Source organism: Novosphingobium sp. HNCC26DJ243 (genome assembly GCF_057180545.1).
The window spans coordinates 398,441-412,824 of record NZ_JBXUGN010000001.1; the positions used below are offsets into that span (position 1 = coordinate 398,441).

The 14,384-nt window shown below is 63.2% G+C and carries 16 protein-coding genes; 10 read left to right on the forward strand and 6 right to left on the reverse strand.

All coding sequences use genetic code 11. The features are described from left to right. Window positions 1-10: 10 nt before the first annotated feature. Together AC2A04_RS01965 and AC2A04_RS01970 are read right to left on the reverse strand one after the other, a co-directional pair. A complete protein-coding gene (locus tag AC2A04_RS01965; RefSeq protein ID WP_484210630.1) occupies window positions 11-1,129 on the reverse strand; it encodes an NAD(P) transhydrogenase subunit alpha in 1,119 nt (372 codons plus the stop codon). A gap of 19 nt (window positions 1,130-1,148) precedes the next feature. After that, window positions 1,149-1,271 (reverse strand): aa3-type cytochrome c oxidase subunit IV, encoded by a 123-nt coding sequence (locus AC2A04_RS01970; RefSeq protein WP_484210631.1) that lies wholly within the window; start codon window positions 1,269-1,271, stop codon window positions 1,149-1,151. Window positions 1,272-1,437: 166 nt separating this feature from the next. Between AC2A04_RS01970 and AC2A04_RS01975 the strand changes: the two genes are divergently transcribed. Next, window positions 1,438-2,856 carry a sigma-54-dependent transcriptional regulator gene (locus AC2A04_RS01975; RefSeq protein WP_484210632.1) on the forward strand — a complete coding sequence of 473 codons (1,419 nt, stop codon included), beginning with the start codon at window positions 1,438-1,440 and terminating at the stop codon, window positions 2,854-2,856. A gap of 19 nt (window positions 2,857-2,875) precedes the next feature. Beyond that, the gene (locus AC2A04_RS01980) at window positions 2,876-3,643 is read left to right on the forward strand and encodes an SDR family NAD(P)-dependent oxidoreductase (RefSeq protein WP_484210633.1); all 768 of its coding nucleotides are present in this window, start codon (window positions 2,876-2,878) and stop codon (window positions 3,641-3,643) included. Here the strand turns inward: AC2A04_RS01980 and folP are convergent, their stop codons facing one another. Beyond that, the gene (gene folP / locus AC2A04_RS01985; protein WP_484210634.1) at window positions 3,644-4,750 is read right to left on the reverse strand and encodes a dihydropteroate synthase; all 1,107 of its coding nucleotides are present in this window, start codon (window positions 4,748-4,750) and stop codon (window positions 3,644-3,646) included. A gap of 103 nt (window positions 4,751-4,853) precedes the next feature. Continuing rightward, window positions 4,854-6,011 carry a DNA methyltransferase gene (locus AC2A04_RS01990; protein WP_484210635.1) on the reverse strand — a complete coding sequence of 386 codons (1,158 nt, stop codon included), beginning with the start codon at window positions 6,009-6,011 and terminating at the stop codon, window positions 4,854-4,856. A gap of 347 nt (window positions 6,012-6,358) precedes the next feature. Here AC2A04_RS01990 and AC2A04_RS01995 point away from each other — a divergent pair, with 347 nt between their 5' ends. After that, window positions 6,359-7,057: a sulfotransferase family protein gene (locus tag AC2A04_RS01995; RefSeq protein ID WP_484210636.1), complete on the forward strand. Its 699-nt coding sequence runs from the start codon at window positions 6,359-6,361 to the stop codon at window positions 7,055-7,057. A 2-nt stretch (window positions 7,058-7,059) separates the two neighbouring features. Here the strand turns inward: AC2A04_RS01995 and AC2A04_RS02000 are convergent, their stop codons facing one another. Beyond that, window positions 7,060-7,695, reverse strand: coding sequence for a ribonuclease HII (locus AC2A04_RS02000; RefSeq protein WP_484210637.1), 636 nt, complete (start codon window positions 7,693-7,695; stop codon window positions 7,060-7,062). Window positions 7,696-7,705: 10 nt separating this feature from the next. Between AC2A04_RS02000 and AC2A04_RS02005 the strand changes: the two genes are divergently transcribed. After that, window positions 7,706-8,860: a PQQ-dependent sugar dehydrogenase gene (locus AC2A04_RS02005; protein WP_484210638.1), complete on the forward strand. Its 1,155-nt coding sequence runs from the start codon at window positions 7,706-7,708 to the stop codon at window positions 8,858-8,860. Here AC2A04_RS02005 and AC2A04_RS02010 read toward each other — a convergent pair. Next, window positions 8,857-11,157, reverse strand: coding sequence for a S8 family peptidase (locus AC2A04_RS02010; protein ID WP_484210639.1), 2,301 nt, complete (start codon window positions 11,155-11,157; stop codon window positions 8,857-8,859). The two genes, AC2A04_RS02005 and AC2A04_RS02010, sit on opposite strands and share 4 nt — an antisense overlap. A 134-nt stretch (window positions 11,158-11,291) precedes the next feature. On the opposite strand from AC2A04_RS02010, the gene AC2A04_RS02015 reads away from it, so the two are divergent. The 6 genes from AC2A04_RS02015 to AC2A04_RS02040 all read left to right on the forward strand — a co-directional run bounded on the left by AC2A04_RS02015 (window position 11,292) and on the right by AC2A04_RS02040 (window position 14,381). Next, window positions 11,292-11,981 carry a pyrimidine 5'-nucleotidase gene (locus tag AC2A04_RS02015; protein WP_484210640.1) on the forward strand — a complete coding sequence of 230 codons (690 nt, stop codon included), beginning with the start codon at window positions 11,292-11,294 and terminating at the stop codon, window positions 11,979-11,981. Between the two features lie 46 nt (window positions 11,982-12,027). Next, window positions 12,028-12,864: a 2,3,4,5-tetrahydropyridine-2,6-dicarboxylate N-succinyltransferase gene (gene dapD / locus AC2A04_RS02020; RefSeq protein WP_484210641.1), complete on the forward strand. Its 837-nt coding sequence runs from the start codon at window positions 12,028-12,030 to the stop codon at window positions 12,862-12,864. A 102-nt stretch (window positions 12,865-12,966) separates the two neighbouring features. After that, window positions 12,967-13,125, forward strand: coding sequence for a hypothetical protein (locus tag AC2A04_RS02025; RefSeq protein ID WP_484210642.1), 159 nt, complete (start codon window positions 12,967-12,969; stop codon window positions 13,123-13,125). A 28-nt stretch (window positions 13,126-13,153) separates the two neighbouring features. After that, window positions 13,154-13,507, forward strand: a complete 354-nt coding sequence (locus AC2A04_RS02030; protein WP_484210643.1) for a hypothetical protein — start codon at window positions 13,154-13,156, stop codon at window positions 13,505-13,507. A gap of 35 nt (window positions 13,508-13,542) precedes the next feature. Beyond that, a complete protein-coding gene (locus AC2A04_RS02035; RefSeq protein WP_484210644.1) occupies window positions 13,543-13,980 on the forward strand; it encodes a cupin domain-containing protein in 438 nt (145 codons plus the stop codon). Then, window positions 13,977-14,381, forward strand: a complete 405-nt coding sequence (locus AC2A04_RS02040; protein WP_484210645.1) for a DoxX family protein — start codon at window positions 13,977-13,979, stop codon at window positions 14,379-14,381. The genes AC2A04_RS02035 and AC2A04_RS02040 overlap by 4 nt, the downstream gene beginning before the upstream one ends. Window positions 14,382-14,384 lie beyond the last annotated feature (3 nt).

The window sequence follows — 14,384 nt, forward strand, 5'->3', positions numbered from 1 at the left end:
TCAGCCCCCCTCAGCCGAGCAGTCGTTCATTCACGACCTTGCCGCCCTGCGTAAGGCGGATTGCGTTGCCGATTTCCTCGTCGAGAACGGGTTTGCCCTGTTCCTTGTCCCAGAAGGCCGAGAGGAAGTTGTAGAGGTTGCGCGCGAACAGGGCCGAGGCATCGGCTGCAAGGTGCGTCGCAGTGTTCGAATAGCCGACGATCTTTACGCCGTGCTTTTCGACCACCTGATCCGCGACCGATCCTTCGACATTGCCGCCTTGCGAGACGGCAAGATCGAAGATTACCGACCCCGGCTTCATCGTCGCGATCTGCGCGTCCGTGATCAGGCGCGGTGCAGCGCGGCCCGGAATCAGCGCGGTCGTGATGACGATGTCCTGCTTGGCGATGTGGCTGGAGACCAGTTCCGCCTGCGCCTTCTGGTATTCCTCGGACATTTCGGTGGCATAGCCGCCCGCGCCCTCACCCTCGATCCCGGCGACGCTCTCGACGAAGATCGGCTTGGCACCGAGCGACTGGATCTGTTCCTTGGTGGCGGAACGCACATCAGTTGCCGAAACCTGTGCGCCGAGGCGGCGAGCGGTGGCAATCGCCTGAAGACCGGCAACACCGACGCCCATGACAAAGGCCTTGGCGGCCGAGACGGTGCCTGCCGCCGTCATCATCATCGGGAAGGCGCGACCGTAGATATTGGCGGCGGTGATGACCGCCTTGTACCCGGCCAGGTTCGACTGCGACGACAGGATGTCCATGCTCTGCGCTCGGGTAATGCGCGGCATGAATTCCATTGCCAGCGCTTCGAGACCTGCGGTGGCATAGGCATCGACCCGGTCACGACGGCCGAACGGATCAAGGCCCGCGACTACCCATGCGCCCGGTTTCGCAGCAGTCAGCAGATCCGCTTCGGGGCCCTGCACACCAAGCACGATATCGGCATCCCTGGCCGCATCGCCCGGAACGACATCAGCGCCGGCGGCGCGATAGTCATCGTCGCCAATCGAAGCACCCAGACCTGCGCCGTTTTCGACGACGACCGATGCCCCAAGGGCAATGAATTTCTTCACGGTCTCCGGCGTCGCCGAAACCCGACTCTCCCCCATCGCCCGTTCCCGAAGAACGGCGATCTTCATTGCCCCTGCCACCGACTGGTTACTGGATGACCAGGACGACGACGAAAGCCAGCACGCAGACAAGCGGCGTGGCCCACTTCACCAGATTCACGAAACCTTCGTAGGTGGCCTTGGCCGCCTTCATGTCGTTTGCAGAAGCCATTTTAGTCCCCATAACCAGGCGCCGCCTTGGCGCGACGGCCTTGCTCTAGCGATCCGGCGGTCCGGGCTCAAGGCCGGAACCACCGCATCGCGCTTAATCGGGTCTTTACCCTATCGGCCTAATCCTCCCCCCTGTCGCAAGTGTTGGGGAGTCAAAAGAACAGGTCATGCAGGAGCCCGAACAGCGCCTTCTCATGCTCATCGACGATGAACCCGCACAATGCCGCCTTATTTCGGCACTGGCATCGCGGGAGGGATGGCGCACGATCATTGCGCGCGATTCGGAAAGCGCCATCGCAACGCTCGGCACACGCCAGGGCATGCAACTCAGTGCGATAATCCTCGATCAGTGGGTCCCTGGCGACGACGCCTGCGCGCTTATCGCCGAACTCAAGGCCCGCCGGCCTGCCCTTCCCCTCCTCATGCTTACCACCAGCAGCTCGCCGTTGCTGGCGGTCGAGGCGATGCGTGCAGGCGCGACCGATTACCTGATAAAGCCCGTGGCGCCCGAGCGCCTGCTTCAGGCCCTGCGCAGCGCGACGGCGCGCGAGGCTGACGCCTGCGAGTTGCAACCACTGACCGAGAAGATCGGCGCAACGCTCGATTTTGATTCAATGATCGGTGCCGCACCCGCGTTTCGCGCAGCTCTTGCCGTCTCTGCCAAGGCGGCGCGCACGCACGGCACAGTGCTGATCGAGGGCGAAAGCGGCACGGGCAAGGAAATGCTGGTTCGAGCCATGCATGCGGCAAGCCCCCGCTCGAAAACCGCGATGCGCGCCATCACCATCGGCGGCGTTCCTGCCAACCAGATCGAATCGGTCCTGTTCGGCCATGAAAAGGGGGCCTTCCCCGGCGCATTCGAACGCCACATCGGACTGCTCCAGCACGCTGACGGCGGCACACTGGTCATCGACGAGATCGACCGGCTTCCTGAAGCGATGCAGGAGCGGCTCGTGCGCTTTCTCGAGCGCGGCGACGTTCAACCAATCGGCGCGCGCCATTCCTTCCGTGTCGACGTGCGCCTGATCGCCTGCGCCAACGCGGGCTTGCGCGATCTGGTCGAGACCGGCGACTTCCGCGCCGATCTTCACGCGCTGCTGACCCAGACGCAGGTGCTCCTTCCTGCCCTGCGGCAGCGCGCAGCCGATATTCCGGCCCTTGCCCGCCATTTCCTGACCCGGATCGGTGAGCAGCCAGGCCTGCGCCCGCTCGGCATCACCGATGGCGCGCTGGCCCTGCTGGGCGCATACGACTGGCCGGGCAACGTGCGCCAGCTTCAGGCAACCCTGTTCCGCGCTGCGGTGTTCTGCGAAGGCGAAGCACTGACCGCGCAGGATTTCCCAAGCCTTTCGAACCTGATCGGCGAAGGCAGTCGGGCAACGCCAAGTGTTACGGACGGTGCCGGCGTGACCTTGTTCGCTCCCGACGGCAACCTGCGCCCTCTCGAGGATATCGAAGCCGATGTCATCCGCCTCGCCATCGGCCACTACCGCGGCCGCATGACCGAAGTTGCGCGACGTCTCGGGATCGGTCGCTCAACCCTTTATCGCAAGCTTTCCGAACTCGGAATCGACAACGCCGCCTGACCCGCGCTAGCCTGCTCACATGGGCAATGATTCCGAATTTTCAGGCAAGGTCGCCTTGGTCACGGGCGCGGCATCGGGCATTGGCGCTGCCGTAGCGCGTTGGCTCGACGACCGCGGGATAGGCGAGCTGATCCTGATCGACATGGATCGCGGTGGCCTCGATGCGCTTGGCGTGAACTGCCGTACCCGTCCGCTCGGTGGCGACATTGCAGATCCGGCGCTTTGGAAGTTGCTCGAGCGCGATCTGGCGCGGCTCGATTATGCTGCGTTGAACGCCGGGATTGCCAGCAACGGCGACATCGTCGATCTAGACATCGCGACCTGGCGCAAGACGCTTTCGGTCAATCTCGACGGCACGTTTCTTTCGCTGCGCACCGCGATGCGCGCCATGAAGCGCCAGGGCAGCGGTTCGATCGTGATGACGGCCTCGGTTTCGGGCATCAAGGCAAATGCCAGCACGGCGGCCTATTCCACATCAAAGGCGGCTACCATCCAGCTGACCAAGGTTGCTGCCGCTGAAGCAGCCGCATTCGGCGTTCGCGTCAACGCCATCGCCCCGGGCGGCGTGGACACCGGCATCTGGGATCGCGCCGAATTCTTCGCGCCGCTGGTCGAAAAGCATGGTGGCCGAGCCGAGGCCCTCGCCGCGATGGGCAAGGATTCGACGCCGCTCGGCCGCTTTGCCAGGGCCGATGAAGTCGCAGCGCAGATTGGCTTCCTGCTATCCGATGCGGCAGCTACCATTACCGGCACCTGCCTTGTCAGCGATGGCGGTGTGTCGCTCTGATCAGGGCAACTGGCTGAAATCGGTCAGCGCGGCATCACGCAGGCCACGCCAGACATGGAAGGCTTGCACGGTTTCCGCCACATCGTGAACTCGCACGATCTGGCATCCAGCATCCATCGCTTTCATGGCAAGCATGACCGAGCCTGCCATGCGCTGATGGGCCGGGACCTCGTTCGAGAGCGCACCGATCATCCGTTTGCGACTGGCACCGAACAGTATCGGTTGGCCGAGCGCATGCAACAACGGAAGTGCATTGATCAGCGCAAGGTTCTCGGCCAGCGACTTGCCGAAGCCGATGCCGGGATCGAGCAGGATCTTGTCGCGCGCGATCCCGGCTGACAGCGCAAAATCGCGCCGCTCGCGCAGGGCGTCGAAAACATCGAGCACCACGTCGCCATACTCGCCGTCGGCATGAAGGTCGCCCTCGGCTCCCGGCGAGTGCATCAGCACAATCGGTGCACCGCTTGCGGCCACGATCTCTGCCGTTCGGGGATCATGGCGCATTGCAGATACATCGTTGACGATGTGCGCCCCTGCGGCGAGCGCCGCCTCGATCACCGTGGACCTGCGCGCATCGATAGAGATGGCAGCGCCGCTGGCAGCCAGTCGCTCGATTGCCGGGACGACGCGTTTGACTTCGTCCCCTTCCCATACGGCCGCGGCGCCGGGCCTTGTGGACTCGCCGCCGACATCGATGATCGCCGCCCCCGCGGCCAGCATGGCATGTGCGTGATCCAGCGCAGCATCGGGCTTGTCGAGGAATTGTCCGCCGTCCGAGAAACTGTCGGGCGTGACGTTGAGGATGCCCATGGTCTGCGGCTGATCGAGCCGGATCATGCGCGAACCGCACTCAAGCGGTTTGTGCACGCGGCGCAGATTGTCCCACTGTTCGGCCGCGTCGCTTGCAAGATCGTCCGGCAGTGCGTTCAGCGCGGAGGCGACGTCTGCCGCGCCGATCCGCTTGCGCGACACCACCTTGCCGCCTTCGCGCACGATGATTGCAAACCGGCTGGCATAGGCAAGCCCCCCGCCGAGACGAATGGTCTCTCCCTCTTCCGACTGGGGACTGTCGGCCAAAGAAATCGGGCGGATATAAACACTCGGCATCCTGCATCCCCGCGAAGGCGGGGACCTCGGGCGATTATCCGCAAGGTTCCGCCAAAAGACCTGGGCCCCCGCCTGCGCGGAGGCGCGGCATCATACTACCCGCTCAGTCTTCCACCGCGAGCAGATAGAGCTGGCGCAGCGCGTCGATCGGCTTGAGTTCGCCTTCGTGCTCCACGTGCCAGAACGTCCAGCCATTGCATGATGGCGCGCCTTGGAGGGTTGCACCAAGTCCGTGGATCGAACCGATTTCGGCACCCGACTGCAGCGAACCGTCCGCGCGGACGACGGCAGTGAACTTGCCCTTCTTGGCCGTGAGATGCATGCCGGGCGTAAGGTATCCGCTTTCCACCAGCGCGCCGAACGCGACCTTGGGAGCCGAGCGCTTCGACTGCATGGTCACCAGCGCGCTTTCATCGAGCGGCAAGGCAAGTTCGATGCGCTCTTCGGCCACTTCGATATAGTCGGCCTCGCGCTCGCAGCCGATCCAGTCGCGCCCAAGGCGCTTGGCCACCGCACCGGTCGTGCCGGTACCGAAGAACGGGTCGAGCACGACGTCGCCCTTGTTGGTCGTCGCAAGCATGACGCGATAGAGCAGCGCTTCCGGCTTCTGCGTCGGGTGCGCCTTTGTGCCGTTGCGGCGAAGGCGCTCAGGCCCTGAACAGATGGGGAGGACCCAGTCCGAGCGCATCTGCAATTCGTCGTTGAGGGTCTTCATAGCGCGGTAGTTGAAGGTGTACTTCGACTTCTCGCTCTTCGATGCCCAGATCAGCGTTTCGTGCGCGTTGGTGAAGCGCGTGCCCTTAAAGTTGGGCATCGGATTGGCCTTGCGCCAGATGATGTCGTTGAGGATCCAGAAGCCGAGATCCTGGAGGATCGTGCCGACGCGGAAGATGTTGTGGTAGCTGCCGATCACCCAGATCGAGCCGTCGGCTTTCAGCAGGCGATGCGCCTCGGCCAACCATTCGCGCGTGAACTTGTCGTATGTCGCAAAGCTCGAGAACTTGTCCCAGTCGTTCGTCACCGCATCGACATGGCTGCCGTCAGGCCGCGCGAGATCGCCACCAAGCTGAAGATTGTACGGCGGGTCGGCGAAGATCATATCGATGGACGCATCGGGCAGCTTGCGCATCTCCTCGATGCAGTCGCCGCGCAGGATACGGTTCAACGGCAGGGCCACATCGCTCTTGAGCACTTTTGCCGGTGCCGCGCGTAGCGCCTTTGCCGGAGCCTTTGGTGCCCGTTCCTTCAATGCGACTGCCATGACCCGTCCTTGCCCCTGAATTGCAGGCCTCTGGTGAGTCATTGCGGACTGCGCGTCAAGGCGCGACTCGCCAGATTTCGGCGAGTCGCGCGTGTCACAAGGTGAGAACGGAAAGAGTCCAGATCGACATATAGAGTCTTACGGCGCACGCAGGACTCAACATGTGGTGGTGTGATTTGCCGGACTCACACGCAAAAATATTTTGCGTGTCGTCGCAAAGGGACACCGACTTGCGCAACAGCGATCACAAGACGCGCAATCGGGCGCTGGCGACCGATCCCTCAATGCGATAGCTTTACGGCAAAGACAGCCGGAAAGAACTGCGTCGGCAACCGGAGGGAGATCACATGGCACTGAAGGTGATCGGTGCGGGCCTTGGACGGACCGCGACTTTCTCGCTGAAGTTCGCGCTTGAGCACATCGGGTTCGGGCCATGCTATCACATGTCCGAACTGCAGGCGGGCGCACGGCGCAATGTTCCATTTTGGGCTGATGTCATCGCGGGAAAGCCGGATTGGGATGCGATCTTCGATGGCTATGCATCGACCTGTGATTACCCTGGATGCACCTATTGGCGCGAGCTTGCCGCCTATTACCCCGACGCAAGGATCGTTCTCACCACGCGCGATCCGGACTCCTGGTTCGATTCCGTCACCGCCACGATCTTCAGTCGACCGATGCGTGAAGGCGTCGCCGGCACGCCGGTCGGTGCCTTTCTCGAAGGCACGATTTTCGCTGCATTCGGCAGCCGGATCGAGGACCGCGCGTTCATGACCGACTGGTTCGTGCGACGTAACCGCGAGGTTGCAGAGGCCTTTCCGGCATCACGCCTGCTGGTATTCGCGCCCAGGGACGGTTGGCAGCCGCTTTGCGACTTCCTGGGTGTCGATGTACCGGATGCGCCGTTCCCGAGGGTCAACAGTCGCGATGAACTTGAGGCTGCGATCGGCGACGTCATCGTCCCCGCCAGCCCCGAGGAGGCAGAACAGGGCGCACGCGCCTACATCGAACTTCTTCGCGCCAAGGCGTTTGCGCCAGGCAGCTAGGATCAGAGCGCCAGCGCAAGCTGCGCGACCGGCGCAAAGCTGCGACGATGAAGCGGTGTGGGCCCATGCTGACGGAGCGCTGCGAGATGTTCAGGCGTACCGTACCCTGCGTTCCGCTCCCATCCGTAATGGGGGTGCTCGCGCGCGGCTTCGCGCATCAGCCGGTCGCGGTGCTCCTTGGCAATGATCGAGGCGGCTGAAATGCACGGTTCAATAGCATCGCCGCCCACGATCGGCCGCGCTGGCCAGCACCATTCGGAACGGCGCCCATGCGGCGTGAGATTGCCATCGACCAGCACCTCGTGAACCGCTTCATCCTCTGACAACTGGCGGCACAGATCCGAAACGGCGAGAGTCATCGCCAGCATGGTCGCGCCGAATATATTGAGGCGGTCGATTTCCTCCGGTTCGACCACGCCGACGGCCCAGCGGCAGCGACGCTTGATCTTTTCCTCGACGATCGCGCGCCGCACAGCAGTGAGCTTCTTGGAATCGTCCAGACCGGACGGGCGCGGCCGACACAGAACGACAGCTGCTGCCACCACCGGGCCTGCCAGCGGACCCCGCCCTGCCTCGTCCACGCCGATCACGACGCGCGAGGAGAAAATGGCTGTGGCACTTGTGGCGTTACCAGGCATTGTAAGGCCCATGACGAATCCGATCCTGCGATGCCTATCGCCTCTCGCCCCAATCATCGCAAGTGTCCTGGCAAGCTGTGGCTCGCCGATTTCGGCGCAGGGAAGTGACCCGGTCGAACCGGCGAGCGCCGGCATCGCCATAAGCGATGTGGCAACTTTCGATGAGCCGTGGGCGATGGCGTTCCTGCCCGGCACCGACACAGCGCTGATCACCGAGAAAAAGGGCAAGCTCAAGCTCTGGCGCGAGGGAGGCAAGTCCGCGGCCGACGTGGCTGGCGTTCCAGCGGTGGACTACGGAGGCCAAGGTGGCTTTGCCGATGTCGTCGCCTCGCCCGATTATGCCTCGAGCGGGATGATCTACCTTAGCTGGGCGGAAGCGGGAGAAAAGAATACGCGCGGTGCAGTCGTCGCCTCAGCCAGGCTCGTGCTTGAAGGAGGACCGCATCTCGAAGGTCTCAAGATTGTCTGGCGGCAGTTTCCCAAGGTGTCAGGGCGCGGGCATTATTCGCACCGCATCGCCTTCTCGCCTGACGGCAAGTACCTCTTCATCTCCTCCGGCGAGCGCCAGAAGTTCACGCCCGCGCAGGACATTTCGGTGAATCTCGGCAAAGTTGTCAGGCTCATGCCAGATGGAACGCCAGCTGCCGGCAATCCCTTTGCCGACAAGGGCGGGATAAGCGCGCAGATCTGGTCCTACGGACACCGCAACCTGCTCGGGCTTGCCTTCTCGCCGGATGGGCGTTTGTGGGATCTCGAGCATGGCCCAGCCGGTGGCGACGAACTAAACCACGTGGAGCCGGGCAAGAATTATGGCTGGCCGCTGGTCTCCGACGGTGATCATTACGATGGCAAGCCGATCCCGCGCAATTCAACGCGCCCTGACCTTGCCCAGCCTGCCATCAGCTGGAACCCCGTGATCGCACCGGGCAACATGATCTTCTACACCGGCAGCGCCTTCCCCAAGTGGCAAGGGCAAGTCCTGATCGCGGGGCTCGGTGCAGGCGGCATCGTCCGCGTCGCCGTCGAGGGCGAAAAGGCACGAGAACTGGAGCGTATCGACCTTGGCAATCGCATTCGCGAAATCGAGCAGGCGCCTGACGGCTCGCTTTATGTTCTCGAGGACGGCGAAGGCGGACGCCTGCGCCATATCACCGCGAAACCCTAGAAGCCCGCACTCCAGCGCAATGCGGCCCCTCTATCATCCGGAAGGGTCGCGAAATGGCCGGGATCGCGGCGCCAGAACAGGCTCGTCGCCAGCGAACCGCCCCAGACCGGCGCTGCCCAGGCCAGCTCGGCATCAATCTCGCGTCCATTGGGGGATAGTGAGAGGGGGACGCGCGCGAACGTTGCTGTGCTGGTCGCATAGTCCCACGCAACGGGCAGGTTCAGCTGCAAAGCGCCGCTTTCAACGCGCATGGGCTGTGACAGGCGGAGGCCAAGTCTGTCGCCAGACAGCAGCGCACCATCTCGGGCGATGTCGATTGTCCATGCCGATGTTGCAAGCCGTGAGCCTTCGCTTGCAACGCTGCGACGATCAATCCGCGTCAGTCCGAAGACGCCGCTTGCGCCCAGATACCAGCCTGCTGCCGGTTTCCATGACATACCCGGCGCGAGGTTGACGGTCGTTGCCCCCCCGCCGCCAAGCGCCTCGGCAAAGCGCGCGCCCAGCACCGTGCGATCCTCGCGCATGAGGCCGACCCCCAGACGCCAATCAAGGCTTTGCCCTTTGCCATCGAAGGCGAGTCCAAGCCGGACGAGGCGATCGATGCGGCGGTCGCGCAAAGGCTCGGCGCGCCAGAGGGAAGTGCGCTCGGCACTGGCGGTCAATCCCAGAGAACCAAGAACATGGCGCGCGGCGATTGTTGCCTCGGGCCGTTCGAACATCCCGCTGTTCATGCCCGCCACCATGAACGTCGGTTCGCGCCGTTGCTGCAGCCGCGCCGTCAAGCCCTCGCCCGACATCTTCCAGCCCAGCGCAAGTTCGAGCTTCGGGTTGATCCGGGTGACCAGGCTGGATGCCAGCACCCGCGCCTGCTCCCGCTCTGCCGGCGCAAGGCGCAGCGGGGCGGCACCAAAGCGGCGGTCGACCGAAAATGCGAGGGATGCGCCATCCACTTCGAGCGCAACGGGCTGAGAAGGTGTGCCCATCGCTTCGTAAAGCGGCTGGCGGGTACGCGCCTCACGCAATCCGGCGGCAAGATTCAGCGCATAGGCGCGACCGTAGCCATCAAGCATCACCGTGGACAGCGACGCGGCCGTGACCGCATCGCCCATCGCGCCCCCGGTCGTTCCGGCCAGGCTGTCGAGCGAAACCGCGACATTCGTGCCTGCAAGGCCTGTGCTACCCTGAGGCGAAAACGCTTTGGCAATGTCCAGAATGCCCCGTCCATAGATTGCATCCGTCCCGGGGGCGCCCGCATCGCGCGTGGATGTGAGCAGCAGGTTCACGATCTGCGTGGCCGTAAGGTTCGGAAAGGCCTGTGCCAGAAGCGCAACCGCGCCTGATACTTGCGGCGCCGAAAAGCTGGTCCCGTTTACCACGGTAACGAAAGTGGTTCCGCCGGTAACCGTCGTCTTGATCTGGCCGTTCTCGTAAGCGCAGCAGACCTCTTCGCCCTGCGCCATGATCACAGATGAGGCCGAACTGCCCGCGCGATTGCTGAAGGCAGAGACCGTGCCGGATGAATTCACCGACCCCACAATCAGGACATTGCCCCCGCCAGCTTCTAGCATTGATATGGCAAAGGGATCCGGATTCTTGGGATCGACTCCCGGTTCGGTACTGTCTCCATCGTTGCCCGCGGAAACGACCACCACCATGCCTGCGGCAACAGCGCGGCCGATCGCCGCGCGCAAGGTTGCATTGGCAGGATCGCCGCCCAGCGAAAGATTGATGACTTTCGCTTTCGCGGCGATCGCGGCATCGATGCCCCTGCTGATATTGCCGTCCGTGAAAGTGCAGCCATCGGTGTCTGTGCAGGACCCTGGCGTGTCGGCCCGCAACATCTGCACTGTCGCGTTCCATGCAATGCCGACAATCCCCGCCCCATTGCGCGCGGCGGCAGCTACCAGCGCTACCTGCGTGCCATGATCGTCGTCCGCATTGACGAGCCCGCGGTTGCCGCCAACGTCTTTCGACGCGCCGGAAATGCGGCCTGAGAACTCCGGATTGCTGGTGTCTATGCCGGAATCGACGACCGCAATGGTCGTACCTTTGCCGCTTGCCCCCGCCTGCCAGGCAGTGATGGCGGTGTGAAATGATGGGCCGTCAGAACGCCGGTACTCGGATGTATCGAAATTGGTGGCTGTTGGTGTGGGAGTGGGCGTCGGCGTCGGCGTCGGTGTCGGTGTTGGTGCCGGAGTAGGCGCTGGAGTGGGCGCTGGAGTGGGCGCAGGCGCGGGTGCGGGCGAAGGCGTACTCGCAACGCCCCCGCCGCCGCACCCCCCGAGGGACAGGGCCATCACGGCTACCGTCACATATCCTGCAGTCCATGAGCGTCGCATGATGTCGTCTCGCAGCTTGGCAAAATCAGAGGGTTACTGATAACCGCGTACTCGTAAATGCCCTATGACACAGCTTTGGTGAGGATTTTCCGATGCCCTTCGACCCCCGGCGCGTCGATTGCTGGATTTTCGATCTCGACAACACGCTCTACCCGCCGTCGACGCGGCTGTTCGATCAGATCGACGAGCGGATGGGGTCGTTCATCGAGAACCTGCTCGGTTGCGACTCGATCGAGGCGCGGCGCGTCCAGAAGCTTTACTTTCACGATCATGGCACGACGCTGTCGGGCCTGATGCACTACCACGCAATCGACCCATACGAATTCCTTGGCTACGTGCATGACATCGACATGGCCCCCCTCGCCTCGGCTCCGCGCCTTGCCGATCGGCTCTCCGCCCTCCCAGGCCGCAAGATCCTCTTCACCAATGGCGACGATGCCTATGCCGCGCGCGTGCTGGAAGGACTGGGACTGGCGCAGAGTTTCGACGGGCTATGGGATATCCACGCGATGCAATATCGCCCGAAGCCAGAGCCTTCTGCCTATTCCGGCATGATCGAGGCGCTGCAGATCAATCCGGAAACCGCGGTCTTCGTGGAAGACATGGCGCGCAATCTTGCCCCGGCCAAGGCGATGGGCATGCAGACGATCTGGCTGGATCTCGCAACCGAATGGGGCGACCGTGCCAAGGACGATGCCGCCATCGATCTGGTGGCTGGTGACGTCGTGCAATGGCTCGATCACACATTGGCGAGCCTTGCCGATCAGGGCACACTCGGCTAGGCGGCGCGCAATTTCGTTTCAGACCGATCCCGCACGGAGACCAATCATGACCACCTCGCTCGAATCCGCCATCGAAGCAGCTTGGGAAGATCGCGCGAACGTGACCCCGGCAAGCGACGCCGTGCGCGAAGTGGTCGAGGCCGCGCTCGACCTGCTCGACAGCGGCAAGGTCCGTGTCGCAGAGAAGATCGATGGCGAATGGCAGGTCAACCAGTGGCTCAAGAAGGCGGTGCTGCTGTCGTTCCGGCTCAACGACAACGCCGTGATCGAGCATGGTGCCGGCGGCGCGCCCGCGTTTGACAAGGTTCCCTCGAAGTTTGCAGGCTGGGGCGAAAACCGTTTCCGTGACGCCGGTTTCCGCGTTGTTCCCGGCGCCGTCGCGCGCAAGGGCGCCCACATCGCCAAGGGCGTCGTGCTGATGCCGAGCTTCGTCAATATTGGTGCTTATGTCGATGAAGGTACGATGGTTGATACCTGGGCGACTGTCGGCTCCTGCGCCCAGATCGGCAAGAACGTCCATATCTCCGGCGGCGCAGGGATCGGCGGCGTGCTCGAACCGCTGCAGGCAGGGCCTGTGATCATCGAGGACGGCGCCTTCATCGGTGCGCGCTCGGAAGTGGCTGAAGGCGTGATCGTGGGCGAAGGCGCGGTGCTTTCGATGGGCGTCTATCTCGGCGCGTCGACCAAGATCGTCGACCGCGCGACGGGCGAAGTCCACATCGGCCGCGTGCCGCCATATGCTGTGGTGGTCCCAGGCGCCATGCCGGGCAAGCCCCTGCCCGATGGCACCCCTGGCCCCTCGCTTTACTGCGCCGTCATCGTCAAGACGGTCGATGCGCAGACGCGCAGCAAAACCGGAATCAACGAGTTGCTTCGCGACTGATCCCGGCGTGTTCCGTCCCTGCTCTTCGGGGCAGGCGCGGAACAGGGCGTCTCCCCGAGCGTAGAGCTACCAAGCACGGTATCTTACCGAAGGAGACGCACCATGGAACGCCACGGTGAAGAGACGCATATCACTACGGAAGAAGCGCGCGGGGGCGAAGGCCTCAACGTCCTGCGCTGGATTCTGGCCATCAGCCTGATCCTGGCAATCGGCGCGCTGACCATGATCTGGGTAACCGGGGCAATGACCACGCCCCAGTAAGCCCGCTTGAAAAGCAGGGGCGGCAAGCGTGACCAGTGGCTGGAAGCTCGACAGGGACCAACGCGAACGCCTGCTTGCCGCCCACACTCCCAAATACGCAAACGTGGTTGCCGACCACGTGACTCTGTCCATTGCCAAGACCGAACCGCCAGCGCAAATCGGCAAAGCGCGGATTGTCGGGCAAACCGACGATAACACCGGCGTTCAGGCCTTTATCGTCGAGATAGACGGCTCGACCACGCGACCCGATGGCAAGATCTGGCACATCACCTGGTCGCTCGCAGACGGCCGCCTCGCTCGCGAAAGCAACGATGTGATCGCGCGCTTGGGTTGGCAGCAACTGGCCGGTGAAGAGATCGTCATCCGGCCGGCGGTGTGGTGATTGACACCATTGCCCCACCCCGCAATCGTCGCGTGATGCATACCGCCCAAAACCTGATCGCTAGCCTGCAGCTTTCGCCTCACCCGGAAGGTGGCTGGTATCGCGAAACCTGGCGTGCGGTCTCGCATGGCGATGTGCGGCCTGCGAGCACGTTGATCCATTTTCTGCTGTGTGCAGGCGAGCGCTCGCACTGGCACAGAGTGGACGCCGACGAGATCTGGCTTTGGCACGGGGGTAATCCACTAGCCCTTCAGATTGCCGCAACGGACAATGCCGAGCCACAAACCTTGTTGCTTGGGCCGGACATTGGATCAGGCCAGATGTTGCAAGCGGTCGTCCCGGCAGGACAATGGCAGTCCGCAGAGCCTGTCGCGGGAGACCATGGCTACGTATTGGTCTCCTGCGTAGTGGCGCCGGGTTTTGATTTTTCCGGATTCGAACTGGCGCCAGAAAGATGGGCCCCCGGTCAATGATCCGCACGATCCCGAGACTTGTTCTTGGCGCATTCTATTTCATCGCCGGCGTCATCCATCTGACCAATCCGCGTCCGTTCCTGTCGATTATGCCTGAATGGGTACCGATGCCCGAAGCCGTCGTGGCACTGACCGGCATCGCCGAGTTGCTCGGAGCTACAGGTCTGGTGCAATGGCGCTCGGCAAAGCTGAGGAAAGCTGCGGCAATCGGCCTTGCGCTCTATGCCGTGTGCGTGTTCCCGGCCAACATCAATCACTTCATCCTCGACATGGCGCGGGCTGATCATGGGCTCGGTCTGGGCTATCATGTGCCACGCATGTTCGCTCAGCCCGTGCTGGTCTGGCTCGCGCTTTGGACTGGCGTGGCCATCGATTGGCCATTCGCGCGAAAGGTGGGCTGAATT

What these genes read in the sequence shown, in the direction of transcription:
- AC2A04_RS01965 (WP_484210630.1), bottom strand. Translation starts at nt 1,129, where the DNA reads ATGAAGATCGCCGTTCTTCGGGAACGGGCGATGGGGGAGAGTCGGGTT.
- AC2A04_RS01970 (WP_484210631.1), bottom strand. Translation starts at nt 1,271, where the DNA reads ATGGCTTCTGCAAACGACATGAAGGCGGCCAAGGCCACCTACGAAGGT.
- AC2A04_RS01975 (WP_484210632.1), top strand. Translation starts at nt 1,438, where the DNA reads ATGCAGGAGCCCGAACAGCGCCTTCTCATGCTCATCGACGATGAACCC.
- AC2A04_RS01980 (WP_484210633.1), top strand. Translation starts at nt 2,876, where the DNA reads ATGGGCAATGATTCCGAATTTTCAGGCAAGGTCGCCTTGGTCACGGGC.
- folP (WP_484210634.1), bottom strand. Translation starts at nt 4,750, where the DNA reads ATGCCGAGTGTTTATATCCGCCCGATTTCTTTGGCCGACAGTCCCCAG.
- AC2A04_RS01990 (WP_484210635.1), bottom strand. Translation starts at nt 6,011, where the DNA reads ATGGCAGTCGCATTGAAGGAACGGGCACCAAAGGCTCCGGCAAAGGCG.
- AC2A04_RS01995 (WP_484210636.1), top strand. Translation starts at nt 6,359, where the DNA reads ATGGCACTGAAGGTGATCGGTGCGGGCCTTGGACGGACCGCGACTTTC.
- AC2A04_RS02000 (WP_484210637.1), bottom strand. Translation starts at nt 7,695, where the DNA reads ATGCCTGGTAACGCCACAAGTGCCACAGCCATTTTCTCCTCGCGCGTC.
- AC2A04_RS02005 (WP_484210638.1), top strand. Translation starts at nt 7,706, where the DNA reads ATGACGAATCCGATCCTGCGATGCCTATCGCCTCTCGCCCCAATCATC.
- AC2A04_RS02010 (WP_484210639.1), bottom strand. Translation starts at nt 11,157, where the DNA reads ATGGCCCTGTCCCTCGGGGGGTGCGGCGGCGGGGGCGTTGCGAGTACG.
- AC2A04_RS02015 (WP_484210640.1), top strand. Translation starts at nt 11,292, where the DNA reads ATGCCCTTCGACCCCCGGCGCGTCGATTGCTGGATTTTCGATCTCGAC.
- dapD (WP_484210641.1), top strand. Translation starts at nt 12,028, where the DNA reads ATGACCACCTCGCTCGAATCCGCCATCGAAGCAGCTTGGGAAGATCGC.
- AC2A04_RS02025 (WP_484210642.1), top strand. Translation starts at nt 12,967, where the DNA reads ATGGAACGCCACGGTGAAGAGACGCATATCACTACGGAAGAAGCGCGC.
- AC2A04_RS02035 (WP_484210644.1), top strand. Translation starts at nt 13,543, where the DNA reads ATGCATACCGCCCAAAACCTGATCGCTAGCCTGCAGCTTTCGCCTCAC.
- AC2A04_RS02040 (WP_484210645.1), top strand. Translation starts at nt 13,977, where the DNA reads ATGATCCGCACGATCCCGAGACTTGTTCTTGGCGCATTCTATTTCATC.